We start from the raw sequence: 22,881 nt of genomic DNA on the forward strand, positions 1-22,881 counted from the left end.
CTCGTGACTCGTCGACTGATCCAATTGTTTATTGGCCTTTTTCTCTACGGAATCGGCATCGCGCTGATTGTGCGCGCTGGAATTGGCGTGGCCCCCTGGGATGTCCTCACGCAGGGCATCGACAACCACACCCACCTGGGCTTCGGGCTGATCACGATTCTCTTGAGCGGGGTCGTGCTGTTGCTGTGGATTCCGATTCGACAGAAGCCCGGTGCCGGAACGCTGCTGAACGCCGTACTTGTTGGCCCGGCAGCGGATGTGGGACTGTGGCTGCTTCCCGCCAACCTCGATCTGTGGGCGCGCATCCTGCTCTTCGCCGCGGGGCTGCTGCTGATTGCGGTCGCCACCGGCCTCTACATCGGGGCGCACTTCGGCCCCGGTCCGCGCGATGGCCTGATGACCGGCCTGCACAAACGCGCCGGCTGGAAGATCTGGATCGTTCGTACCGGCATCGAGGTGATCGTGCTCGGCATCGGCTGGGCGCTCGGGGGCAACGTGGGAATCGGCACCGCGCTCTTCGCCGTGCTGATCGGCCCCCTCTGCCAGCGCACGATCCCCTTGTTTGCGATCAGGCGCCCCGCCCCCGCCGGCCAACCGATTCTTGAGCCCACGCCGTAACCGAGCCCGAGAAAACTACAGATTCCGCTCCGCAAACACCACCATGGCATCCCGCACGAATTCAGCGCCGACCTGACCTCCATAGTTCGCCGCGAACCGCTCGTCCGCCACGTACAGTTCCGCCAACCCCAGAAAATACTCCCGGGTCGGCCCCGCTCCAACACCGGGCGTTCCCGGAATCCCGTGCAACCAGTCGAACTGCCGCTGTGCCAGTGCCTGCGCCTCCTCGCCGACGATATCGAGCCCGCGCACCGCAGCCGCCTGCCAATCGGCGCCCAGCGCTCGCTGGCGCAGCCGCCACGCGGTTTTCTCTGCCGTTGACATGCTCCGCCACCAGGCGTCGCTCTGGCGGTAGGCATCCGCTCCCCAGCGCCGCTCGACCTCCTCGAGGTACTCCGTGTGGTCGAAACCGTCAAACATGTTTTCTGCCATGAGTTGTTCCTCTCTGTTCAGGGTGTCAATCGTTTTTTTGACCGACCGAATTTGTCGGACCAGCCGTTGTTGTTCCTGCTTGAGCCAATCGAGGTGATGTCGAAGGGCGGCGTTTTCGTCTTGCTGCTGCCCAAGTACGTCGCCGATTGCGGGCAGTCCCAGCCCGAGCTCACGCAGCATCAGGATGCGCTGGAGGCGCACGAGTGAGTGCTCGTCGTAGAAGCGATAGCCGTTGCTGCCGACGCGGCTGGGCGGCAGCAACCCTAGGTCGCCGTAGTGCCGCAGGGTACGGCTGGTCGTCGACGCCAATCGCGCTACGTCCTGTATCGACCAGTCCATGTCGATCTCCTTTCGCTGGCATCTTCCACGATAGAACTTGACGTAACGTCAAGGTCAAGGTCAAGGTCAAGATCGAGAGGCAATGTCTCGTGTCGATGTCGGTGCCTCGGAGTACCGTTTAGCGCATGGCAACGTGGCACGAAGTTGAAGCGGATGCGCCGCAATTCGCGGCCCGGGTGCGCGCAATTTTCGACGCGGGCACCAACAAGACAATGGCCTCCCTGCGCCGGGATGGTTCCCCGCGCATTAGCGGCACCGAACTCGTGATCGAGCCCGCGCGCATCACTCTGGGCATGATGCCCGATTCGCTCAAACTGCACGATGTGCTGCGGGACCCACGTGTCGCCATCCACTCGCCGACCCTGGAACCGCCGGCTGGACCGCCGTCGGACTGGGCCGGTGACGCAAAAATGGCCGGGGTGCTGGTCGTCACCGAGCCGGCGTCAACCGATCCGCCGGGCACCTCGAGCTTCGAACTGCGGCTGTACGAAGTCGTGCTCACCTACATCGACCCCGACAACACGCACCTGGTTATCGAGTCCTGGCACGACGGCAGGGGGTGGGAGCGGATCAGTCGGCTGTAAGCCCACAGAACTCGGTGATCGTGTCCGTCAGAATGTCGGCGAGCGCGCGCACCGACGGGGCGTCGGCCCACTCGGTGTCGGCGTGCAGGCCTTCACCGTCGGCGCCGAACACGACGCACGGGATGCCGGCTTCGAGAATGAGTCCGGCGTCGGTCCAGAACGGTTCACCGCGGGTGACCGCTGGGCGCCCGAGCACTCGTTCGGCATTGCCGGACAGCGCACGCAGGATCGGCCAGTGCGGCTCGGCCTCGAACGCAGCGCGGGCCACCAGCCGGGTCAGCGCGAACTGGAACTCGGGCTCCTCAACAGCCAGCGCGGTGAACAGCGCGCGCAATTCGGCCTCGACACTGTCGGGTGACTGGCCCGGCAGCATCCGTCGTTCCAGGGTTAGCACGCAGCGGGCCGCGACCGTGGCCGCGTCGTCACCACCGGCGATCTTCGACACCCGAACCGCACCGTGGCCGAGGGTAGCGTGGGCCGGGGCAGCGTTCAGCCGCTGGCGCAGTTCGTCGAGGGCGCGCAGGGCCAGGCCGGCGTGCCAGATGGCATCGACGCCGCGCTCGGGCTGCGAGCCGTGCGCGGCCAGGCCGGTCAGTTCGAGTTCAAACCAGGCGAAGCCTCGGTGCGCCGTGGTGAGTTCGAGGCTGCTTGGCTCGATCACGAGGGCGGCGTCGGCGCGAAAGCTGCGCAGCACCTCCTCGGTGCCGATGCTGCCGAATTCTTCGTCGGCGACCAGCGTAACGATCACATCCCCGGCCATCCCGTGCACGGATGCCCGCGCCGCCGCCACGAGAATGGCCGCGAGCCCGCTCTTGGTATCGACGGCCCCGCGACCGTACACCCGGCCGTCACGGAGATCACCGCTGAACGGGTCGCCGGCATAGGTCGCGACGCCGACCGTGTCGAGGTGGGCGTTGAGCATGAGCGAACGGCCCGTGCCGGTGCCACGTTTCAGGCCGACCACCGACGGGCGCCCGGGAGTCTGCTCCAGCACCGTGATCTCGAAACCCTGCTGGCGCAGCCAGTCAGCGCACCAGGCAGCAATCTCGGCCTCCCCGGCGGCTCCCGGCACGAGGTCGGGGTTCACCGAATCGATGCGCACGAGCTGCTGCAATATCGCGACGGGGTCGGTCTCAAGGGGTAGGCGGGTCATCCCTAAAATCTAGGCCCTCTTGCGAAAGCGGGTGAATCGCTCCTTCGCGGGTGCTAGAGCAACCATGTGCCCGCTCTCGCGAAATTGGGCGCCGCCCTGGGTAGGGTGCAGCATGGGCAAGACATCGCGGTGGGGGCTGATTCCGGCGGCGCTGGTGAGCGCATCCGCTGTGCTGCTCTTTGCGTTGCGGATGCCGGCTCCCGGCTACGCAATGCTGGCCGCGGCGCTCGTGCTCGCGGTTCTGATCGACCGGGCGTTGTTTCGCGACCTGTTGCTGCTTGCCATTGGTCTTGGCATCATCAGCTCGATCTCGGTCGAGGCGAACATCAGCTACCCCAACATCGCGCTCATGGGCACGGTACTAAGCCTCTCGGTGCTCGTGCCCTATCTGCTCTCGCGCTTCTACTTCAAGGACCACGCGATTCGGTTTCCGATTCGCACCGGGCAGCGCTGGACCACTCTCGAACGCGCCTACCTGCCGATCGTGGTGCTGCTCGGGTACTTCATTTTGCCGAGCTACTTCATCGGAAGCGGCGCGTACCAGAACTGGCCGACGGTGACCACGCCCGATGAGATCGCCCGGCTGTTCGTGGGCGTGGGTTTTGTGGGCATCTGGGACGAATTGTTCTTCATCTGCATCGCCTTCGCCCTTTTGCGTCGGCATTTTGCCGACTGGCAGGCCAACATTTTGCAGGCCGTGATTTTCTCATCGTTCCTCTGGGAGCTCGGCTATCAGAGTTGGGGTCCGCTGCTCACTGTGCCGTTCGCCCTGCTGCAGGGCTACACCTTCGCTCGCACCCGATCGCTGACCTATGTGGTCTGTGTGCACCTTCTGTTCGACGTGGTGGTGTTCCTCGTGCTCGTGCACGCTCACAATCGCGACTGGCTGACCATTTTTCTGTACTGACCCTCTTGCTACTCTCAGGAACGCGCTATATCGTGTCCTTCAGAACACGCGATATAGCGCGAATTCACCCTTCTGAAAGGACAACCCAGTGTCACTGGAAAAATGGCTGGTCGCCCCCGGGCAGACCAAGATTATCGATGTCGAACTGGTGCGTAAGCTCAAGGTCGGCCTCATCGGCGGTACGGTCGACATCATCGGCCATGACGAGCCCGGCGCGCGCATCGAAGTGCACGGCGTCAGCGGCAAAGACTTGAAGATCTCCATGGACGGCGACCGCCTCGAGATCGATCACCCGCAGCTGCGCTGGGATAATTTCATCGAGGTGTTCGCGTCGTTTCGCGGCACAGCGCGCGCCGAGGTGAGCATCTCCGTTCCCCGCGACGTCGCGCTGCGTTTCGGGGTCGTGTCGGCCGATGCCCTCGTCTCTGGCCTCCGCAATGACGCGAAACTCAGCACCGTCTCCGGCGACCTCGTCATCGACGACGTGCAGGGTAACCTCGAGCTCAACGCGGTGAATGGCGAAATCTCGGTGCGCAATCACGTCGGAGCGATTTCCGTGCACACCGTATCGGGCGATATCACGGCGAGCGGCAGCATCCGTCAATTCACGCTCGACGGGGTCTCGAGCAACGTGTTCCTCGACCTGGCCGGAACGCCAGACCAGATCGTGACGAACTCGGTCAGCGGCAACCTCACCGTGCGGCTCGAACCCCGCGTTGCCGCGCGGTACCACCTCAACACCCTCTCCGGCACGCTCCAGCTCGACGACCACACCGTGCGCACCGCGTTCGGCAAGGGCTACGAGGGGTCCACCGGCGCCCTCGACGGCAGCTGGCTCGACGTGCGCTCCAATTCTGTGTCTGGCGACATCTCGGTCGTGCGCAGCGAATCCACGAGTCAAGCGGATGCCGCAGCGCCGGCCGCCGCTGACGCCCACGCCCCGCAGGACCCGGCATGAGCGCCATGTTCGCCCACGGGAGCCTGCGCCTTTACCTGCTGAGCCTGCTCGCCGAGCGGCCCCGACACGGCTACGAGCTGATCCAGGCGTTGAGTGACCGGTTCGGCGGCACCTACAGCCCGAGCGCCGGCACGATCTACCCGCGGCTAGCCAAGCTCGAAGAGGAAGGACTCGTCACCAAGCAGGCCGACGGCCGCAAGACCGTCTACGAGATCACCGATGCCGGCCGCGCCGAGCTGCTCGAGCGCGAGGGAGAACTCGGAGCGATCGAAGACGAGGTGACCGACTCCGTGCGACGCCTCGCCGACCAGGTGCGCACCGGCGTCAACTCAGCCATGAAAACCCTGCGCGCCGACCTCGCCTCGGCCGCGCGGCAGGCCCGCGATGCGACCAAGGGCGACCCGCGCGGCTACGACGGCACAGCCGCTTCGTGGGATCCCACCGGCTCGTCGACTTGGGAGCGACCCCGCCCGACGCCGGCAGCGGCCGAAGAACCGCCGTCCGAGAGCTCGACTGCCGACGCATCGACCGCTGCGGCATCGACCCCGCGCCACGATTCCACCCGGGCTCTGCGCGAGGCCGACATGGTGCTGAATGAGTTCCGGCAGCAGCTGCGCGCCGACCTTCGCACGCAGGCCTACCGGTCGGTCCTGCCGCCTGACACCGTTTCGTCACTCCGACGAAAACTCGCCGACGTGCGCACGACTATCCTCGCTACCCTGAACCCGTAGCCCGGCACGTAAAACCGGCAATGTTCGGGACACGCCGCTTTCGACCGAAAAGCACGGTGTGTCGGAATATTGCCGGTTTTACGCCGGCCAATCGATTTGACAGGGAACCGGGTAGGTGTAGTGTCGTCCCTCGTGACACCCGAGGCGAATGCCCCCGTACCAGAGAACCGTTCACCCAAGCGGTGGATCATCGGCGATCCGCTCCCCACCGAGCATTTGGACGGCCAGCTGCTGCCCAAACACCTCGCCCTGCCCATCTTTGCGAGCGACCCGCTGTCGAGCGTGGCCTACGCGCCGCAAGAACTTCTCATGATCCTCACGCTCGGTGGGCTCGCCTTCCTGAGCTTCGCGCCGTGGGTTGCCACGGTCGTCGTCGTGCTGCTCGTCGTCGTGGTCGCGTCCTACCGCCAGCTGATCAAGGCATACCCCTCGGGCGGCGGTGATTACGAGGTCGCCCACAAGAATCTGGGTGAGAAGGCCGGCCTGGTCGTCGCATCCGCTCTGCTGGTCGACTATGTGATGACCGTGGTCGTGTCGGTCGCGAGCGGCGTGGACAACATCATCTCGGCGATACCCGCGCTGGCCCCTCTGCGCGTCGAACTCGCCGTCGTGTTCATCATCTTGCTTGCGGCAGCGAACCTGCGCGGCGTTCGGGAGTCGAGCAAGGCCTTCGCCGTTCCGACCTACCTGTTCATCGGCAGCGTGCTGCTGATGATCGTCGTCGGCCTCGTGCGGGCCCTCCTCGGCGACGCCCCCGTCGCGGAGTCCGCCGGGTATGACGTTCAGGGTGAGAATCTGGCTCAGGCCGCGTTCATCTTGCTTCTTCTTCGCTCCTTCGCGAGCGGATGCTCCGCCCTCACCGGGGTGGAAGCCATCGCCAATGGGGTGCCAGCGTTCAAACACCCCAAGGTCAAGAACGCCCAACGCACGCTCACCCTGATGGGCGGCATCGCCATCGTTCTGTTCGTCGGACTGACCGCCCTCGCCCTCATCTCCCAGGTGCACTACGCGGAGCGCGCCTGCGACCTGATCGGCTGGGCCGAGTGCGCCACAGCTCCGCAGCGCAGCCTGATCGCCCAGGTCGCCGCCGCGACCTTCGGCGACTTCTCCATCATGTTCTTCGTATTGCAAGCCGCGACCGCAGCCGTGCTGCTGCTGGCCGCGAACACGGCCTTCAACGGCTTCCCGCTTCTGGGCTCCGTTCTCGCCCGGGACTCCTACGCCCCCAAGTCGCTGAGCACCCGCGGCGACCGGCTCATCTACTCCAACGGTGTCGTTCTACTGGCCCTGGCCGCGGTGGCGATCATGGTCGTGTACCAGGCCAACCTCACCGTGTTGATCCAGCTCTACATCATCGGTGTGTTCGTGTCGTTCACCCTCGGCCAGACCGGCATGGTGCGGCACTGGCTGAAACTGCTTAAGAAGAACCCGCCGAACCGGGGTTCGATCATTCTGAGCCTGTCGATCAACGGTTTTGGAGCCGTACTGACCGGAGTGGTGCTCATCGTCGTGACCGTGACGAAGTTCACCCACGGCGCGTGGCTTGTCTTCGTGATGATGCCGATTCTGTTCTTTCTCATGATGGGCGTCAACCGGTACTACCGCGACGTTGCGAAGGAGATCGAGGTCGACCCGGTCACGACCTTCGGGTCGCAGGGCGACCACGCGATCGTGCTCGTCGGCAAGATGCAGAAGCCCGTGCTGAAGGCCCTCGACTACGCCATCGCCGCGCGGCATGTCAGTCTCGAAGCGGTACATGTCTCCATTGACACCGCCGAGACCAAGGAACTCAAACGTGCCTGGGTCAGGCAGAACATCCAGGTGCCGCTGCGCATCGTCGCCTCGCCCTACCGCGACATCAGCTGGCCGCTGATCAGCTACATCAAGGAGCGTCGCCAGGATCACGGTTCCGAGGTCATCACCGTGTACACGCCGATCTACATCGTCGGGCACTGGTGGGAAGGCCTGCTGCACAACCACAAGGCGCGCCGGCTGCGCCAAAAGCTCATGCTCGTGCACGGTGTCACGATTGCCCTCGTGCCATGGCTGCTCGATTCCTCCGAGCTCATTTACGGCCGCCGCTCCCGCCCGATCCCCGGTCAAGACCGTCGTGGAGAGCCCGTGCGCTCCCGGCCGGTATCGCGCCGACCGCTCGCCCCTCCGGCGGGCACCGTGGACGGGGCGACAAAGTCGACCCCGATCGTCGGAACCGTTCCGCAATCGCGACCGTCGGCATCCCGTCGGCGCAAGCGCAAATAGCAACGGACTTGGTCTCGGGCTACAGCCTGGCCATGATCTGTCTGGCGATGATGCGACCGGCCCGGTTGGCGCCAACGGTGCTCGCCTGCGGGCCGTATCCGGCGAAGAAGATGCGCGGGTCGGTCCAGGACACGCCGGAACCAACCGAGACGCCGCCGGCTTTTTCCCGCAGCTTGAGCGGGGCCAGGTGCCGCAGCTCCGGCCGAAAACCGGATGCCCAAACGATCGCGTCCGCCTCGGTGAAGGTTCCGTCACTCCACCGCACACCGGTCGGCTCAATGCTCGAAAACATGGGGCGAGCCACGAGCACTCCCCGGTCGATGCCGGCCGCGATGCGGCGCGTTACCGGCACCCCGGCACCACTGACAATGCTCGGGAGGGCTTTGCCGGCCCGAGCCGCGCGATCCTGCGACATCACGGCCGCCACGGCGGTCACTTCCGCGAGCTCGTCGGTGTGACTGAAATCGATCGGACGACGTGCTACCCAGGTCAGGTCGCTCGCCACCCCCTCAAGCTCGAGCAGGAACCCGATCGCTGACGTTCCGCCGCCGACCACCACGACACGCTGACCGGCGAACGCTTCGCTCGAGACATAGTTCGCCGTGTGCACCTGCGTTCCTTCGAAGGTGCGCGCGCCCGGGTAATGCGGCACGAAGGGCGCACCCCAGGTACCGGTCGCGTTCACAATCATGCGCGCATCGGTTTTCTGGTCACCGAACACGGGCGAACTCGTGGCCACGACCAGGTCGGACTGCATGGGAGCCACGCTGGTCACGGTCACCGGACGCACGACATTGAGTTCATAGTGCTGCTCGTAATCGCGATAGTAGTCGCTGACGACGTCGCGGGCCGGCACGGTATGGTCGGCCGTATCGAAGCTCAGGCCGAGTTCTTTCATGCCGGGAAGGTCGTTGACGCGGTGCGCCGACCCGAGGTGCAGGGCCTGCCAGCGGTGCTGCCACGCGCCGCCCGTGCCCGGGCCCCGGTCGAAGATAATAAAATCGCGGCCGGCCACGAGCTCAAACCGACGTAGGTAGAAACCAACGGAGAGCCCGGCTTGGCCGGCGCCGATGATGACGATGGGCACGCTGACGTTGCCCGTCATGTCACCCCATTCCTACGGATTAGCCGTGCGAACGGCGTCCGCGGGGCACAAGGCCCATCATGCTAAACTAAACTCTAGTTTTTACACATTCCGTTCGGCAAATCCCGAGGGTCTCGCGACTCGCTCGGCCTGGCATCGTAAGGGGGTCACGCATGGGGCGCGGCCGTCAAAAAGCAAAGCACACCAAGGTAGCTCGGGAGCTGAAGTATTTCAGCCCGGATACCAACTACAACGCGCTCGAACGCGAGTTGACCGGGCATCCGTCCGACCCGCGCCTCGACGAAGACCTCGCTAAGTGGCCCGAGTACGAAGCGGACAAGGCGAAGAACGCGGCCGGAGATGGCGCCGGTGATGGTTCCACGGATTCCGCCGACGATGACGATGACCCCGACGGCGACGATGACCGTTATGTGGATCACTACGCCACCGAAGACGAGAAAAAGCGCGCCTAAGCGTCGGTCGGCTTGCCCCGGCGTGACCCGCGGGTCAGGATGAGACCCGTGGTGCAACCGACCAGGGCGGCGACTGCTGACAGCCCGAGTGCGGCGAAGTATTCGTGGTCGTCCGGCATACCAGCGCTGCTGGGCGGGCTAGCTTGCGTAGGCCCCGACGAGGCGCACGGCTCCACCGTTGACGCCCTTGGCACCCTGCTCGAACCCGGTCAGGTCGTGAGCAGCGCGCGAAACGCGGCCGGTGACCCAGGCGGGAATGCCGCTCGTGGCCAGGCGGGCGATGACCGACGAAGCGGATGCCGCATCCACGACGGCAAACATGCCCACTCCGAGGTTCCAGGTTCCCTCCGCGCTTTCCAGCGTGGACCCGGCCATGTCGCCGAGCACCCGGAAGATGGGGGCGGGCGACCAGGTGGACCGGTCCACCTCAACCCAGGACCCGAAGGGCAGCACGCGGGCGAGGTTTGCCGCGATGCCGCCGCCGGTGACGTGGCTGAGCGAGTGGATGGCGCCGGCCAGTTCTGGATCGTTGATCACGTCGAGTAGCGGGCCGGTGTACAGGCGGGTCGGTTCCAGCAGAACTTCGCCGACCATGCCACCGAGTTCAGCCGACGTGTCGGTGTAGCCGATGCCGCGCTGCGCCAGAATATGGCGCACGAGCGAGTAGCCGTTGGAGTGCAGACCGCTGGAGGCCAGCGCGATGACGACGTCACCGGAGAGAACCTTCTCGGCGCCGAGCACCTGGTCGGCCTCGACCACTCCGGTGGCCGCGCCAGCCACGTCATAGTCGTCGGGTCCGAGCAGGCCCGGGTGTTCGGCCGTTTCACCGCCGACGAGAGCGGTTCCAGTCTCGGAGCAGGCGCGGGCAATGCCGGCCACGATCGAGGCGATGCGCTCTGGCACGACCTTGCCGCAGGCGATGTAATCGGTCATGAACAGCGGGCGGGCACCGACCACGATGATGTCGTCGACGACCATGCCGACCAGGTCTTGCCCGATGGTGTCGTGCTTGTCGATCGCCTGGGCGATGGCGACCTTGGTGCCGACACCATCCGTCGACGTGGCCAGCAGGGGCTGCCGAAATTTGGTGAGGAACGACACGTCGAACAATCCAGCGAAGCCGCCGACCCCGCCCCAGACCTCTGGGCCGTGTGTCTTGGAGACGGCCGACTTCATGAGCTCGACCGCGAGGTCACCGGCCCGGGTGTCGACTCCGGCCGCTGCATACGTGGCATTGGAACTAACGCTGGAATTGCTCATTCTGGTCTTCCCGGGTCACCGAACGGTACTTGGCCCAATCGAGCAAGGGCTTCTTCTTTACGAACGGAGGGCGCCAGTACGGCTTCCAGGTCGGAATCCGGACCGGGGTCGCATCCGTTTGAGGCGGCAGGCCGCTCCAGCAAATTCTTGCCAAGGTGCTGCGATTCCGGTAACGCGATCGGGTACACGCCGGTGAAGCAGGCCGTACAGAGGCGTTCGCGCGGCTGTTCGGTGGCCTCGATCATGCCGTCTTCGGAGAGATAGCCGAGGCTGTCGGCGCCGATCGACTGGCGTACTTCGTCAATCTCGAGGCCGGTAGCGACGAGTTCGGCGCGGCTGGCAAAGTCGATTCCGTAAAAACACGGCCAGGTGATCGGTGGGCTCGAGATGCGCACGTGCACCTCGGCGGCGCCAGCCTCGCGCAGCATGCTGACGAGAGCGCGTTGGGTGTTGCCGCGCACGATCGAGTCATCGACCACGATGAGGCGCTTGCCCTTGATGACGTTCTTGAGCGGGTTCAACTTCAAGCGGATACCGCGCTGTCGGATGGTCTGGGACGGCGCGATGAAGGTGCGACCGACGTACGAGTTCTTGACCAGGCCCTGCCCGAACGGAATGCCCGATGCCTGCGCGTAGCCGATAGCTGCCGGGGTGCCGGATTCCGGGGTGGGAATGACGAGGTCGGCTTCGACCGGATGCTCGGCGGCGAGGCGGCGCCCCATCTCGACCCGGGCCTCGTGCACACCGCGACCCGCAATGGTGGTGTCTGGGCGGGCGAGGTAGACGTATTCGAAGACGCAACCCTTGGGCTCGGCCTTCGCAAATCGTTGGGTGCGCAGCCCGTTCTCGTCGATGGTGATGAGCTCACCCGGCTCGACCTCGCGTACGAAGCTCGCACCGACAATGTCGAGGGCTGCGGTCTCGGAGGCGACGACCCAGCCGCGTTCGAGGCGGCCAAGCACCAGCGGCCGCACCCCCTGCGGGTCGCGGGCCGCATAGAGTGTCGTTTCGTCCATGAAAACGAGGCAGTAGGCGCCGCGAAGGCGCGGCAACACCTCTAGCGCCGTGTCTTCGAGGGTGTGATCGAGATCGCCGGTGAGCAGGGCGGTGATCACTGCGGTGTCGGTGGTGTTACCGCGGGCGAGTTCGCCATCAACCTGCGGATATCGTTCGCGCACGAGCTGCAGCAGCTCGGCGGTGTTGGTGAGGTTGCCGTTGTGGCCGAGGGCCACCGTTCCGCTCGAGGTACGCCCGAGGGTCGGCTGGGCGTTCTGCCAACTCGACGAACCCGTAGTGGAATACCGAGTGTGCCCGACAGCGATGTGCCCGAGCAGGGTACTCAGCGAGGCCTCGTTGAAGACCTGGGAGACAAGCCCCATGTCTTTGTAGATGAGGATCTTGCTGCCGTCGCTCGTAGCGATTCCGGCCGATTCCTGACCCCGATGTTGCAGGGCATACAGCCCGAAGTAGCTGAGTTTGGCTACCTCTTCGCCGGGAGCCCAGACACCGAAGACGCCACAGGCATCTTGCGGGCCCTTTTCGCCTTGAAGAAGATCGTGATTTAACAGTCCGTCGCCACCGGGCAAGCCGCAGCCTCTTTACTTCTCGTTGAACGCTTGAAAATCATCGTTGGGAGTGCCGGAGCCAGGCTCAGCGGTACGCAGTTCGTTGGTACTAACCTCGTTCGCCCCCAGTCTATCCGCGACGACCGACACGTGTGATCGACCGATGATCCGGTCGATGATGAGGGCCACGACCGCGCCGAGCGTCGTGCCGACGGCGAGACCGCCGAGCAGTAGGAAGCCGAAAATCTGCACCCGGTCATACTCGTCGTTCTCGGGAAAGGAAATCGTGAGTATCAGGGCGAGCAGTACGCCGACAATGGCGCCGAGCAGCATGAAATTGCGGTAGCGCGGCGCTCGATGCACGGTCACGGTCGTCTCCGCCAGTACGGTCTCACTGGCGGACGCCGTGTCGGCGACGATGTCGGCCGACGGGTCCTGGGGCTGCTCGGTGGAACTCACTCGCTTATTGTCCCATGGGCAGATGGGAGACTGACTCTATGAACACGATTGCGGTACTCGGAAGCGCCAACATGGACCTTGTCGTGCGCCAGGCGCGCCTCCCCCTGCCCGGTGAGACGATCTTCGGGGCCGGTTTCAGCACGGTCCCGGGCGGCAAGGGGCTCAATCAGGCGGTCGCCGCCGCTCGACTCGGCGCAGACGTGACCTTTCTGGGAGCGGTGGGAGCGGATGCCTATGGAACCGAGCTGCGCGCGCTGCTGGTGAGCGAGGGCATCCGTTCTACCGAGCTCGCCACGGCGGATGCCCCCACCGGCACCGCGCACATCTCCGTCGTGGACAGCGGCGAGAATTCGATCGTGGTGGTGTCGGGGGCCAACGCCACCGTTACCACCCTGAGCGTGGAGCAGCGCACGGTCGTTGCCGATTCGTCGTTTCTGGTCATGCAGTGCGAGCTGCCGATCCGGGTACTGGTCGAGGGGCTCGCGCTCGCTCGCGCGGCCGGGGTGTTCACGGTGCTGACTCCGGCGCCGGTGGTGCCGCTGCCGACCGGATTTCTCGCCTCGGTCGACCTCGTCGTGCCGAACCAGGGCGAAGCCGCGGAGCTCACCGGGGAGAGCGACCCGGTGCGTGCGGCGGAGGTGCTCAGCGCCGGCGGTACCTGGGCGATCGTGACGCTGGGTTCGGAGGGTTCGGTCGTGGCCTTCGACGGAGAAACCCTGGGCCTCGCCCCGGCTCGCCCGGTGACGGCGGTCGATACGACCGCGGCTGGCGACACCTTCGTCGGGGCGCTCGTGGCACGGCTGGCGGTCGATTACGTGCGCGGCACCGAGGTCACTCCCGACGACATGATCGAGGCGGTGCGCTACGCCACGGTGGCGTCCTCGATCGCGGTGACCCGCGCCGGGGCGACCACGTCGATGCCCGCCCAGGCCGAGGTTGAGGCAATCCTCAGGTAGTGCGCAGAAAAATGCCCGGTGGGGTGGCTCGACCGGGCCCGCTTTACTCTCTCCTGACCCGGCTCAGGAGCGGGTGCGCACCACCCGAATAGTAACCACCGCGATTGCCGTGGCGGCCACGGTACCGAGCAGGATCAGAGCGATCGTCCAGATGGTGAACGGCACCACGTCGTCGACTACACTGATCTCACCCACTACACCGACGTCGTCGGCCGCGGTGTGCGGGGCATTATCCGTTGGTGCAGCGGCGATCTCTGCAGCGAGCGCCGCGCTCGCTGTGTCGGCCAGGGCCTGCGAGGCGGGCGTCAGCACGGCCGGAACCACGGTCCGCGGCGAACCAGACCCGGTGGGCGCCGAAACGCGGGGTATCGGCGGCTTGGGAACCGTCACCTCGGGCACCACGACCGGCGCTGCGACGGTCAGGGTGCGCACCTCGGAGTAGGCGACGGCTCCGTAGGGGTCTTTCGAGTAGGCGTACCAGCCATGGGTGCCAAGGCCGGGGTTCCACCGCGCGGTCACGATGGTGCCGCTCGCCACCGTCTCAAACGCTGCGATCGCGGTCTTGCTGAGGATATCGACGGTGAAGGCATCCGTTGCGAGGGATTTCTGCATCGACGTCAGGCCGAAGGCGGCGTACGGAACCGTGAACTCCTGGTGCTGAGGGTCGAGGGTGGGATCGTTGGAGTTGTACACGTCAAGATACGGCGAGTAGGTGCGCACGCTGATCTGCTCGGCGGCGTTGTCGAAGTGCAGCAGCCGCAAAAACGACTGGCCGCCCTCTGGCAGGCCCTGGTAGTCGAACAGCATCTGGTAGACCGAGCGGTCGGGGGTGCCGTCGCCGTTGTCGTCGAACGTATCGATGCGCGTGAACGCGTCGTGGTAATGGCCGGAGAAGACCATGGCCACGTTGGCGTTCGGTGCGACGACCTCGTCATAAATCTGCTGGGGTACTGCCCCGAGACCGCCGGTGGTGAGCATATATTCGTGCAGGTTTAGGATGGCGGTGCGCTCGGGATACTGCGCCAGCACGTCGTTCAGCCAGGCGATACCCTCGGCGCTCGGCGCCCATCCGAGGTAGAGCATGATGAAGTCGATTCCGCCGGCAGTGATCAGGTCGTAGTGGCCGCGGTTATCTTCGAAACTGTCGCCGTACCAGGGGTTACCGTCGTAGCGCGCGGCTCCGAAATTGGTCTTGTACGCGGCGTAGTCGGCGTCTTTCTGGCCGACGTCGTGGTTGCCGGCCAGCACTCCGTATGGCAGCTGGGCGTCGTCGAGCATGCGGTAGGCCGCATTGGCATTGGTCCACTGGTGTTCGTCTTCGAAGTTGTCCACGATGTCACCGGTGTGGAACAGATACTGCAGGTTGATGGCCGAGCGCTGCTCGAGCAGGTAGTCGTGAATGTCGAGCTGGCGCTGGTAGAACGTGTCGTTGTAGTACTGCGTGTCGGATTCCACGGCGAGCGTGAAGTCGTAGTTCGCCCGCGCGGTATCGTTCACGTTGTTGACCGGCAGGGCGCTTGACCGTTCCGAGAGGGCGGCACCGGCGAAGCCCTCGGAGTGCTGGATCAGCACGGTGATGACCTGATTTTGCACGTGGTCGAGCGCCGGCACCATGGCGTCGAGGGTGAACGCGGTCGCGCCCTCGCCAATGGTCACGTGTCGGTCGAACTCCTCCCACCCGCCCGTGGTGAGGTTCTGCACGTAGAGCAACACCTTGGCGTCGTCATTCGCGGTGCCGTCCCAGCGCACCCGCGCGGTGAAGTCAGCGCCAGCATCGGCTGGCACATCAACCTCGAACAGTTGGTAGGGAAACTGCGAGTCGGAGGTCACCGGCTCGGCTGCGCCGTCCAGCCGAGCCATCGCGGTGACTTCGTCGCCGGTCAGTAGTGTTTTGGCGGCCCGATCAGTGCCATTAGCGATGGCTGTGGTGCCCGAGTAGCCGCGCACGCTGCTGTCGGCAGCGGATGCCACGAATCCCCGCCGCAGCGTGACGTCCAGCTGGTCGCCGGTCGGGTCGGTCGCCCGCGCGGTGAGGCTGAGCGGTCCCGCCCCGACGATGGCGCCGTCGAGCGGCGTGATCAGTTCGTTGCCGGGTTCCTCGACCGGGGTGGAGAAGACCGTACTGAGCTCGCTGACGTTGCCGACGTTGTCCCTGGCGGCCAGCACCAGGGTGTGCGCACCGTCGGCCAGCTGGATCGACGAGGTCGCATAGGGCAGCTCGATGGCCCGGCCGTCGAGGGTCGCGGCGAGCGTGGCGAAGCCGGCACCGGCATCCGTCGCCGCACCGTCGATGATGAATTCGCCCTGGTACAGCTGGCCCGAAATTGCGGATGTCGTCACCACCGGAGCCGTGTTGTCGACCGTCACCGAGCGTTTCACCGTGTCGATTCCGTTACTCGCCTGCACGGTGTGCGCGCCGTCGGCGACCGCGGTGGTGTCCCAGGAATGAGCGACAGCCAGGTACGCGTTGTCCGGGATGGTGAAGCTCGCGTCGTAGAAGTCGAGCTTGCCGGCGCTGTCACCCATGTTCAGCGCCAGGCTGGGGTCGGTGTAGCCCCTGGGCTGCAGGCTGCGCCCGTCGGGCAGCACGAGGCGGGGGTTGCGAATCTGAAAGTCGTCGTTGTTCTCGTTCGGGTTGATCTCCGGGGCGACCTTGGACCCAGCCCAGACACTCACGACGAGGTCATTGCCCCGGGTCACGTAGGTCAGCGGCACCGGCGTTGCGATGGTCTCCCACCCCTCGGGGATGCCGTCGTCGAAGATGCGCAACACGTCGGGGCCGACCAGCACACCATTTTGAAAGAAGGTGTTCACTGCGGTGACCTCGAACACGAACTGCGGGGCGAACTCAAGCTCGAGGCTCGTCGGCACGACCTGCTCGTCGATGCTCAGGGTCATTCCGCCTGTGCTGCTCTCGCCTGCAGCCGAGAGCACGGTGCTGCCGGCGATGAACTGGCCAGCGGTGACGTTCAGTCGCACGGGCGAGTTGTCAACCCCGGTGAGGTCGACCCGCACGACTTCGGTGCTGGCTCGGGTACTGCCGTCGCTGGCCGTGAAGTAGTACTCGTACCAGCGCTTGCCAGTGAGGTCGACCCGTTGCAGGTCGTAGCGGTAGCCATCGGCGCCGTCGGTCGACAAGTTTGTGGTCATGAATTCAGTGTCGATATTGCTCTTGAGGTGTAACTCGACGGTTAGGGCCTGCACATTGTCGGTGACAGTGGCCGACAGGGCGAAGTTGTCGGCCGGGTCGATTTGGCCGAGGGTACGGTCGACGATCACCGGCAACGTCGAGTCGGCGGCGACAGTCTTGAGGTCGCTCGGCACCTGCGCCGCGAAAACGTTGCCCGGATTGGCCGCGGCCTTACCGAGGTTCAGCTGCCGCCCGGGATTACTGCTGTCAATGCCGTATTGGATTCCGACGTTCGGGTCGACGTCGTCGGCATTGGCGAGGTTGTAGTACGCCGTGTTCACGCTGAAGCCGGTGTTGGTCAAAATCTCTATTCCGCGCGCCGAACCGTTGGCCATTCCTCCGCTGAAAACCTCGACCAAATCCAGGCCCATCGTGAGGTCGGAGCCGAATGCAGCGTTGAAGTCCGTCTCGGTGAGGGCGTCGTTCTGGCCGTTCTTGATCCAGAACACGAGGTTTCCGCCGGGGGCGATAACGACGTCGCTCGGGGTGCTCGGCCAGCGCACCGTTGAGCTGTTGGTGAGGTCGGCCAGCGGATACAGGTAGTTGAGCGTGTAGTCCCCGAAGTTGATGGGAGCCTCGGTGGCGTTGTAGACCTCGATGAACTCGCCGCCGTCGGCCGACCCTACGTTGGTCGTGTCTGGGGTGATCTCGGTGATTTGCAGCGGGGCGGTGTCGGCATTGGACGGGGCCGTCGGGGTGGCCGTCGGGGTCGGGCTCGGAGTCGGAGTCGGAGTTGTGTCCGGGGCCGGGTCGCCAGGGGTCGGCGTGCCGAGCGATTGCACCAGCTCCTGCGATGGCGATGTGCTCGTTGTCGGGGCGCCGAAGTGGGCGCTTTTATCGACTCCCACGGAGCCGGCCGGGTAGACGGCCCAACTGATCGAGGCGTCGGTGCCGTCGACGATGCGGATTCCGCGCCCACCGCCATTTGCCATACCCGGCTGTCCGGTGACCCGCACCACCGGATACACGTCGGCGGGGCTGGTCTCCGTGGCGAAATGCGCACGGAAATCGGCTTCGGTGAACGCCTGGGTGTTGACGGTCGTGGTGGTGTATTCGATCCAAAACACCGTGGTTGCTCCGGCAGCGATGGCGGTGCCGGCCGGGATGAAGAAGGGTACGTCTTTGGTGCGGTCATCCGAGTCAGTGAAGATGTAGGCCAGGCCGATGCCGGCGGCCGCGACGTCGATGTCCACGGTCGTTGTGTTCGTCACCTCGAAGAACTCGAAATTGTCGTACCCGGCGTTGTCCGGGGTGACTTCGGTGACCAGCAGTGGCGGAATCACCACCTGCGTTGCCGCCGAGGCCGACAATCCCGGGGCGCCAGCTCCGGCGCCGATCAGCAGCACCAAGCCAAGAGCGATCAGCCGCGGAAGGAAGGAGCGGGAAAGGGTGCGCACGAAGTAGGCCTTTATTTCATGGTCGGTCCCACTCAAAGTAGAGGCGTCATGAGGCCGGTCTGTGACTTTCCGGTGAACGGACGGGGCGTTACCAGAACGGAGGAGCGCAGGCCGTCACGCACTGACACAATCACGCGCGCCTGCTCCAGCCCGAGTCCAGCACGTCCGAGGTGGAGAGCACCAGCGCCATTGACTCAACGCAAACCTACGACGAGCATCCAAACTCAAGCACTACGGAAGGGGCAGTACCGGCACATGCCCGGTCAGGTCGGCCCGGGCTCCGGAGGCGTGGATCGCGCCGCTCGCCAGACCGTCCGCCCAGGGCAGGGCGCCGGTGGCGAGCGCAAGCCAGGTGGCGGCATCCGTTTCGATCACGTTGGGCGGGGTGCCGCGAGTGTGGCGGGGGCCGGCGACGCACTGCACGGCGCCGAATGGAGGCACGCGCACCTCGAGGGTGTTGCCTTCGGCCTGCTCGGCGAGCAGTTGCAAGGTGTAGCGCACGGCCTGCGCGCGGATGTCTCGGCTCGCGCTGGTGCCTCCGGCGAGCGCGGCAAGCGCCTGACGCACGGCCGCCCGGCCAGCTCCGTCGTCAATTCGTGCTCGTGCCATGGTTCCAGTCTGCCGGATCAGCGCGAGGCCTGTCGTCCACGACAGCCAACGATGACTGGACACTTCGAGTGAGATAAGAAGTCAGATCGCGACCGAACCAACGCAGCGTCCGCTCCGAAGCAACCATGACCGGTGGGATCTCTCTCTCGCCGGACACTTATCAAGGAGACACAAATGAAACGATATTCAATGGGGATTTTCGGAGCCTCGATGGCTACCCTCATCGCGGTAGCTGCTCTCGGATCCGGCGCGGCTCAAGCGCAGACTGCGCAACCCACCGGCGCCGATAAAACGGTAACGCTGAGCGCAAACCTCACGGAGCTCAACGGCTCCGGGGCGTCCGGCACCGCTACCGCGGTCGTTCGCAACCAAAAGATCAAGCACATCGAAGTGCAGGCATCCGGCCTGACGCCAGACGCTCCGCACGCGCAGCACATCCACTACGGGGAACAGGCCCTGAACGAGTGCCCAACACCGGCGCTGGACAGCAACAGTGACGGTCGCCTCAACACAGTAGAAGGCATTCCGGCCTACGGACCGGTCGTCGTATCGTTGAACACGACGGGCGACACGACCCCCACCAGCTTCCTGGACATCACCCGTTTCCCCGTGTCTGAAGGTGGCAGCTACAGCTACAGCCGCGACGACATCCACATCGCAAAGGTGGAGGGAACCGGAACGGCCAAGGAAATTGCCGATGCCATCCGCGCCGGCGAAGGCGTCGTCGTGATCCACGGGATCGACTACAACGGCAACGGCACCTATGACTTCAGCGCCGGTGCAAGCGAGCTCAACCCGAACCTGCCCGCAGAAGCGACGGACCCGGCCGCCTGCGGTCTCCTGCACTAAGAAACGCATTTAAGAATTCCCGCAGGCACGAAACGCGATGGCCCGTCTCTACAGGCGGGCCATCGCTCTGCCAAACCGCTGCCGCCATGGTTCGGAACCTGCGCGGGTCTGGCGGAGCGAAATCGTCGGCCCACGGCATCCGATAACCTAAAATGGTGAAAATCTTGGTTCTCGGTTCCGGTGCCCGCGAGCACGCCATTATTACTGCGCTGCTCCGCGAAGAGCCCCAGCACTCGATCACGGCCGCTCCCGGCAATGCCGGCATTGCCACCGATGTGCCAGTCGTCGCGCTCGATGCAACGGATGCCGATGCGGTCGCCAACTATGCCATTCGCGAGAACGTCGAACTCGTCGTCATCGGTCCGGAGGCTCCGCTCGTAGCCGGAGTTGCCGACGCGCTGCGCACCCGTGGCATCGCCGTGTTCGGCCCCGACAAGGCCGCCGCCGCGCTTGAGGGCAGCAAGACTTTCGCCAAGCGCATCATGGATGAGGCCGGGGTTCCCACCGGCCTAGCCGTTCGCGCCGGTACCCTCGCCGAGGCCGAAACCGCCCTCGACGAATTCGGCGCCCCCTACGTGGTCAAGGCCGACGGCCTCGCCGCCGGCAAGGGTGTGCTGGTCACCCCTGACCGCGCCGCCGCCCTCGCCCACGCCACGTTCTGGCTCGAACATGGCAGCGTACTGATCGAAGAATTTCTCGACGGCCAGGAGATTTCACTCTTTCTGCTCAGCGACGGCGAGGACGTCGTGCCGCTCTCCCCCGCTCAGGACTACAAGCGTCTGGGCGACAACGACGCCGGCCCCAACACCGGCGGGATGGGTGCGTATTCACCGCTGCCCTGGCTCGACGCCACCTTCGGCAGCGAGAACAAGTTCGTCAACGAGATCATCGAGACCGTCGCACTGCCGACCGTGCGCCAGCTCGCCGCCGAGGGCACCCCGTTCGTCGGGCTGCTCTACTGCGGCCTCATCTTGACGGATACCGGTATCCGCGTGATCGAATTCAACGCGCGCTTCGGAGATCCAGAGACTCAGGTCGTGCTGCCGCGCTTGGTGACGCCGCTGTCTGGCCTGTTGTTTGCCGCCGCGACCGGCGGTCTGGGCGCGCTACCGCGACCGGAATTTTCCGGCGATGTTGCAGTGACCGTTGTGCTGGCGAGCGAGAACTACCCAGAAAATCCGCTGGTCGGGCGCGAAATTACCGGACTCGACGCCGCCCTCGCCGTTCACGGCGTCACGATCGCGCACGCGGCGACGGCACTCATCGACGGAGCTCTCGTGTCAACCGGCGGCCGGGTGCTCAGCGTCGTCGCGGTCGGCGACACCTTCGTCCAGGCCAGGGCCAGGGCGTACGAGGCCCTCGGCCATGTATCACTTGAAGGCTCGCACTTTCGATCTGACATCGCTGCCCGCGTCGCCTGACCCTCGACATCCGCTCGCCGAGCCGTGAGGTTCAGCCCATTTTCGCGAAGGATAAGGCCCAACCTCACGGCTCGGCGAGAAATTTGTCGTCGATGCCATCCCCTAGCGGTGGTTTAGGTGCGCCGGCCCATTGCCCGAAACTTGGACACCCGGCGGGTGAGCAGCTCGTCTACCGGCACGCTCGCGAGCGTGGACAGCTCGTACTCGATGGCCGCCGCCATCCGCTGGCAGAATGCCCGACCTTCCTCCGCTGCATCGGGGCGCTCGTCGACGATGTGGTCGACGATCCCTTTGGCAAAGAGCGACGCAACGTTCACGCCCTGCGCTTCCGACATGGCCGGGGCAAATTCCGTCGTGCGGTGCACGATGGCGCTCGCGCCCTCGGGCGGCAGCGGCGACAGCCAGGAATGCTGCGCGGCAATGGTGCGGTCGGCCGGTAACAGTGCGAGTGCCCCACCGCCGGCTCCCTGGCCGAGCAGGACCGACACGCTGGCCGACCGCAGGCCGATGAGCTCGTGCAGGGAGCGGGCGATTTCACCGGCCATCCCGCCCTCCTCTGACTCCTTCGACAGGGCCGCCCCGGCCGTATCGATCACGGTGAGCAGCGGCAGGCCGAGCTCCTCGGCGAGGCGCATACCTCGGCGGGCCTCGCGCAGCGACCCCGGGCCCATCGTGGTGTCTCGCGACGGCCGCGGACGGATGTGGCCGAGAACGATGCAGCTCTGCTGCCCGAATCGCGCCATGGCGAGCATGAGCCCCGGGTCGTTTTCGCCCTCGCCCGTGCCGTTGAGCGGCAACACGTCGTGGGCGCCGTAGGCGAGTAGCTGGCGCAGGTCGGGCCGGCGCGGGTTTCGCGAGATTTGAATGGATGCCCACGCGCCAGTAGGAACGGGCCGCACCTGCATGGTCGCCGGGACCGCTACCGGGGTGGTCGCCGTGCCGGTGAGGATGGTGAGCGCCCGGTCGACAATTTCCGGCAGCTGCTCGGGCGGAACAACGGCGTCGATCAGGCCCTGGTTGAACAGGTTTTCGGCGACCTGCACGTTCTCCGGAAACTTCTTTCCGTAGAGCGCTTCGTACACCCGCGGGCCCAGAAACCCGAGCAGCGCGCCCGGCTCCGCCACCGTGACGTGCCCGAGCGATCCCCACGACGCCATGACCCCGCCCGTGGTGGGGTGCCGCAGGTAGACAAGATACGGATGCCCCGCCTCGCGATGCGCCCGCACGGCGGCGGTGATCTTCACCATGGAGAGAAAGGCGAGTGTGCCCTCCTGCATGCGGGTACCGCCGGAGGCCGGCCCGGCCAGTACCGGCAACCCGTCGCGGGTGGCGCGCTCGATCGCGTCGACGATACGGTCCGCGGCGGAGAGCCCGATGGAGCCGGCCAGAAAAGCGAACTCGCTCACCACGATCGCTACCCGACGCCCGCGGATCAGGCCCTCACCCGTCAGCACGGATTCGTCACTGCCGCTCTTCTGCCGCGCCTTCGCCAAATCAAGCCGGTACGCCTCGTCCGGGTCGGGATCGACCACGGGCTGGTCCCAGCTCGAGAACGATCCGTCGTCGAGTACCACCGCAATGAGTTCGGCGGCGCTGAGGTGGCGGGTTTTCGGTTCGGTCAACGCGTTTTCCTTCTG

20 protein-coding genes are annotated in these 22,881 nt (G+C 65.4%); 10 read left to right on the top strand and 10 right to left on the bottom strand.

Annotated elements, in window-relative coordinates:
• The first annotated feature begins 3 nt into the window (after positions 1 to 3).
• A complete protein-coding gene (gene yczE / locus E3T39_RS00115) occupies positions 4 to 618 on the top strand; it encodes a membrane protein YczE (protein ID WP_198416067.1) in 615 nt (204 codons plus the stop codon).
• A 15-nt stretch (positions 619 to 633) separates the two neighbouring features.
• Here yczE and E3T39_RS00120 read toward each other — a convergent pair whose 3' ends face one another.
• On the bottom strand, positions 634 to 1,389 hold the full coding sequence (locus E3T39_RS00120) for a MerR family transcriptional regulator (RefSeq protein WP_134512749.1): 756 nt from the start codon (positions 1,387 to 1,389) through the stop codon (positions 634 to 636).
• Positions 1,390 to 1,514: 125 nt separating this feature from the next.
• On the opposite strand from E3T39_RS00120, the gene E3T39_RS00125 reads away from it, so the two are divergent.
• Positions 1,515 to 1,973 carry a pyridoxamine 5'-phosphate oxidase family protein gene (locus E3T39_RS00125; RefSeq protein WP_134512750.1) on the top strand — a complete coding sequence of 153 codons (459 nt, stop codon included), beginning with the start codon at positions 1,515 to 1,517 and terminating at the stop codon, positions 1,971 to 1,973.
• Here E3T39_RS00125 and E3T39_RS00130 read toward each other — a convergent pair.
• Positions 1,960 to 3,126: a M20/M25/M40 family metallo-hydrolase gene (locus tag E3T39_RS00130; protein ID WP_134512751.1), complete on the bottom strand. Its 1,167-nt coding sequence runs from the start codon at positions 3,124 to 3,126 to the stop codon at positions 1,960 to 1,962. The genes E3T39_RS00125 and E3T39_RS00130 overlap by 14 nt on opposite strands.
• A gap of 112 nt (positions 3,127 to 3,238) precedes the next feature.
• Here E3T39_RS00130 and E3T39_RS00135 point away from each other — a divergent pair, with 112 nt between their 5' ends.
• From E3T39_RS00135 to E3T39_RS00150, 4 genes are all read left to right on the top strand, one after another.
• Entirely contained in the window at positions 3,239 to 4,033 is a 795-nt protein-coding gene (locus E3T39_RS00135; RefSeq protein WP_134512752.1) for a CPBP family intramembrane glutamic endopeptidase, read from the top strand.
• Positions 4,034 to 4,121: 88 nt separating this feature from the next.
• Complete coding sequence (locus tag E3T39_RS00140) at positions 4,122 to 4,991, top strand: DUF4097 family beta strand repeat-containing protein (RefSeq protein WP_134512753.1); 870 nt, start codon at positions 4,122 to 4,124, stop codon at positions 4,989 to 4,991.
• Positions 4,988 to 5,722, top strand: coding sequence for a PadR family transcriptional regulator (locus E3T39_RS00145; RefSeq protein ID WP_134512754.1), 735 nt, complete (start codon positions 4,988 to 4,990; stop codon positions 5,720 to 5,722). Before E3T39_RS00140 ends, E3T39_RS00145 begins: the two co-directional genes overlap by 4 nt.
• 132 nt (positions 5,723 to 5,854) lie before the next feature.
• Positions 5,855 to 7,981, top strand: a complete 2,127-nt coding sequence (locus E3T39_RS00150) for an APC family permease (protein ID WP_134512854.1) — start codon at positions 5,855 to 5,857, stop codon at positions 7,979 to 7,981.
• A 19-nt stretch (positions 7,982 to 8,000) separates the two neighbouring features.
• On the opposite strand, the gene E3T39_RS00155 is transcribed toward E3T39_RS00150, so the two are convergent.
• Positions 8,001 to 9,086 carry an NAD(P)-binding domain-containing protein gene (locus E3T39_RS00155; protein ID WP_134512755.1) on the bottom strand — a complete coding sequence of 362 codons (1,086 nt, stop codon included), beginning with the start codon at positions 9,084 to 9,086 and terminating at the stop codon, positions 8,001 to 8,003.
• A gap of 152 nt (positions 9,087 to 9,238) precedes the next feature.
• On the opposite strand from E3T39_RS00155, the gene E3T39_RS16645 reads away from it, so the two are divergent.
• Entirely contained in the window at positions 9,239 to 9,538 is a 300-nt protein-coding gene (locus tag E3T39_RS16645) for a DUF3073 domain-containing protein (protein WP_174845074.1), read from the top strand.
• Here the strand turns inward: E3T39_RS16645 and E3T39_RS16515 are convergent.
• The 4 genes from E3T39_RS16515 to E3T39_RS00175 are packed head-to-tail and all read right to left on the bottom strand — an operon-like array spanning position 9,535 to position 12,822.
• Positions 9,535 to 9,657 (bottom strand): hypothetical protein, encoded by a 123-nt coding sequence (locus E3T39_RS16515; protein WP_255455899.1) that lies wholly within the window; start codon positions 9,655 to 9,657, stop codon positions 9,535 to 9,537. The two genes, E3T39_RS16645 and E3T39_RS16515, sit on opposite strands and share 4 nt — an antisense overlap.
• Before the next feature lie 19 nt (positions 9,658 to 9,676).
• Positions 9,677 to 10,798 (bottom strand): phosphoribosylformylglycinamidine cyclo-ligase, encoded by a 1,122-nt coding sequence (purM, locus tag E3T39_RS00165; RefSeq protein WP_134512756.1) that lies wholly within the window; start codon positions 10,796 to 10,798, stop codon positions 9,677 to 9,679.
• Positions 10,795 to 12,384 carry an amidophosphoribosyltransferase gene (gene purF, locus E3T39_RS00170; RefSeq protein WP_134512757.1) on the bottom strand — a complete coding sequence of 530 codons (1,590 nt, stop codon included), beginning with the start codon at positions 12,382 to 12,384 and terminating at the stop codon, positions 10,795 to 10,797. The genes purM and purF overlap by 4 nt, the downstream gene beginning before the upstream one ends.
• 12 nt (positions 12,385 to 12,396) lie before the next feature.
• Positions 12,397 to 12,822 carry a hypothetical protein gene (locus E3T39_RS00175; protein WP_134512758.1) on the bottom strand — a complete coding sequence of 142 codons (426 nt, stop codon included), beginning with the start codon at positions 12,820 to 12,822 and terminating at the stop codon, positions 12,397 to 12,399.
• Positions 12,823 to 12,860: 38 nt separating this feature from the next.
• Here E3T39_RS00175 and E3T39_RS00180 point away from each other — a divergent pair, with 38 nt between their 5' ends.
• On the top strand, positions 12,861 to 13,778 hold the full coding sequence (locus tag E3T39_RS00180; protein ID WP_134512759.1) for a ribokinase: 918 nt from the start codon (positions 12,861 to 12,863) through the stop codon (positions 13,776 to 13,778).
• 63 nt (positions 13,779 to 13,841) lie between these two features.
• Here the strand turns inward: E3T39_RS00180 and E3T39_RS00185 are convergent, their stop codons facing one another.
• Both E3T39_RS00185 and E3T39_RS00190 read right to left on the bottom strand, forming a co-directional pair.
• Positions 13,842 to 18,365 carry a lamin tail domain-containing metallophosphoesterase family protein gene (locus tag E3T39_RS00185; RefSeq protein WP_134512760.1) on the bottom strand — a complete coding sequence of 1,508 codons (4,524 nt, stop codon included), beginning with the start codon at positions 18,363 to 18,365 and terminating at the stop codon, positions 13,842 to 13,844.
• 231 nt (positions 18,366 to 18,596) lie between these two features.
• Positions 18,597 to 18,974: a sterol carrier family protein gene (locus E3T39_RS00190; protein ID WP_134512761.1), complete on the bottom strand. Its 378-nt coding sequence runs from the start codon at positions 18,972 to 18,974 to the stop codon at positions 18,597 to 18,599.
• Positions 18,975 to 19,148: 174 nt separating this feature from the next.
• Between E3T39_RS00190 and E3T39_RS00195 the strand changes: the two genes are divergently transcribed.
• Positions 19,149 to 19,823, top strand: coding sequence for a hypothetical protein (locus E3T39_RS00195; RefSeq protein ID WP_134512762.1), 675 nt, complete (start codon positions 19,149 to 19,151; stop codon positions 19,821 to 19,823).
• A 155-nt stretch (positions 19,824 to 19,978) separates the two neighbouring features.
• Positions 19,979 to 21,244: a phosphoribosylamine--glycine ligase gene (purD, locus tag E3T39_RS00200; RefSeq protein ID WP_134512855.1), complete on the top strand. Its 1,266-nt coding sequence runs from the start codon at positions 19,979 to 19,981 to the stop codon at positions 21,242 to 21,244.
• A gap of 113 nt (positions 21,245 to 21,357) precedes the next feature.
• Here purD and E3T39_RS00205 read toward each other — a convergent pair whose 3' ends face one another.
• The gene (locus E3T39_RS00205) at positions 21,358 to 22,866 is read right to left on the bottom strand and encodes a carboxyl transferase domain-containing protein (protein WP_134512763.1); all 1,509 of its coding nucleotides are present in this window, start codon (positions 22,864 to 22,866) and stop codon (positions 21,358 to 21,360) included.
• Between the last annotated feature and the right edge of the window lie 15 nt (positions 22,867 to 22,881).

Origin of the sequence: Cryobacterium suzukii (assembly GCF_004403185.1) — a bacterium.
GTDB classification, from domain to species: Bacteria; Actinomycetota; Actinomycetes; order Actinomycetales; family Microbacteriaceae; genus Cryobacterium; species Cryobacterium suzukii.

What these genes read in the sequence shown, in the direction of transcription:
- E3T39_RS00120 (WP_134512749.1), bottom strand. Translation starts at nt 1,389, where the DNA reads ATGGACTGGTCGATACAGGACGTAGCGCGATTGGCGTCGACGACCAGC.
- E3T39_RS00125 (WP_134512750.1), top strand. Translation starts at nt 1,515, where the DNA reads ATGGCAACGTGGCACGAAGTTGAAGCGGATGCGCCGCAATTCGCGGCC.
- E3T39_RS00130 (WP_134512751.1), bottom strand. Translation starts at nt 3,126, where the DNA reads ATGACCCGCCTACCCCTTGAGACCGACCCCGTCGCGATATTGCAGCAG.
- E3T39_RS00135 (WP_134512752.1), top strand. Translation starts at nt 3,239, where the DNA reads ATGGGCAAGACATCGCGGTGGGGGCTGATTCCGGCGGCGCTGGTGAGC.
- E3T39_RS00145 (WP_134512754.1), top strand. Translation starts at nt 4,988, where the DNA reads ATGAGCGCCATGTTCGCCCACGGGAGCCTGCGCCTTTACCTGCTGAGC.
- E3T39_RS00155 (WP_134512755.1), bottom strand. Translation starts at nt 9,086, where the DNA reads ATGACGGGCAACGTCAGCGTGCCCATCGTCATCATCGGCGCCGGCCAA.
- E3T39_RS16645 (WP_174845074.1), top strand. Translation starts at nt 9,239, where the DNA reads ATGGGGCGCGGCCGTCAAAAAGCAAAGCACACCAAGGTAGCTCGGGAG.
- E3T39_RS16515 (WP_255455899.1), bottom strand. Translation starts at nt 9,657, where the DNA reads ATGCCGGACGACCACGAATACTTCGCCGCACTCGGGCTGTCAGCAGTC.
- purM (WP_134512756.1), bottom strand. Translation starts at nt 10,798, where the DNA reads ATGAGCAATTCCAGCGTTAGTTCCAATGCCACGTATGCAGCGGCCGGA.
- E3T39_RS00180 (WP_134512759.1), top strand. Translation starts at nt 12,861, where the DNA reads ATGAACACGATTGCGGTACTCGGAAGCGCCAACATGGACCTTGTCGTG.
- E3T39_RS00190 (WP_134512761.1), bottom strand. Translation starts at nt 18,974, where the DNA reads ATGGCACGAGCACGAATTGACGACGGAGCTGGCCGGGCGGCCGTGCGT.
- E3T39_RS00195 (WP_134512762.1), top strand. Translation starts at nt 19,149, where the DNA reads ATGAAACGATATTCAATGGGGATTTTCGGAGCCTCGATGGCTACCCTC.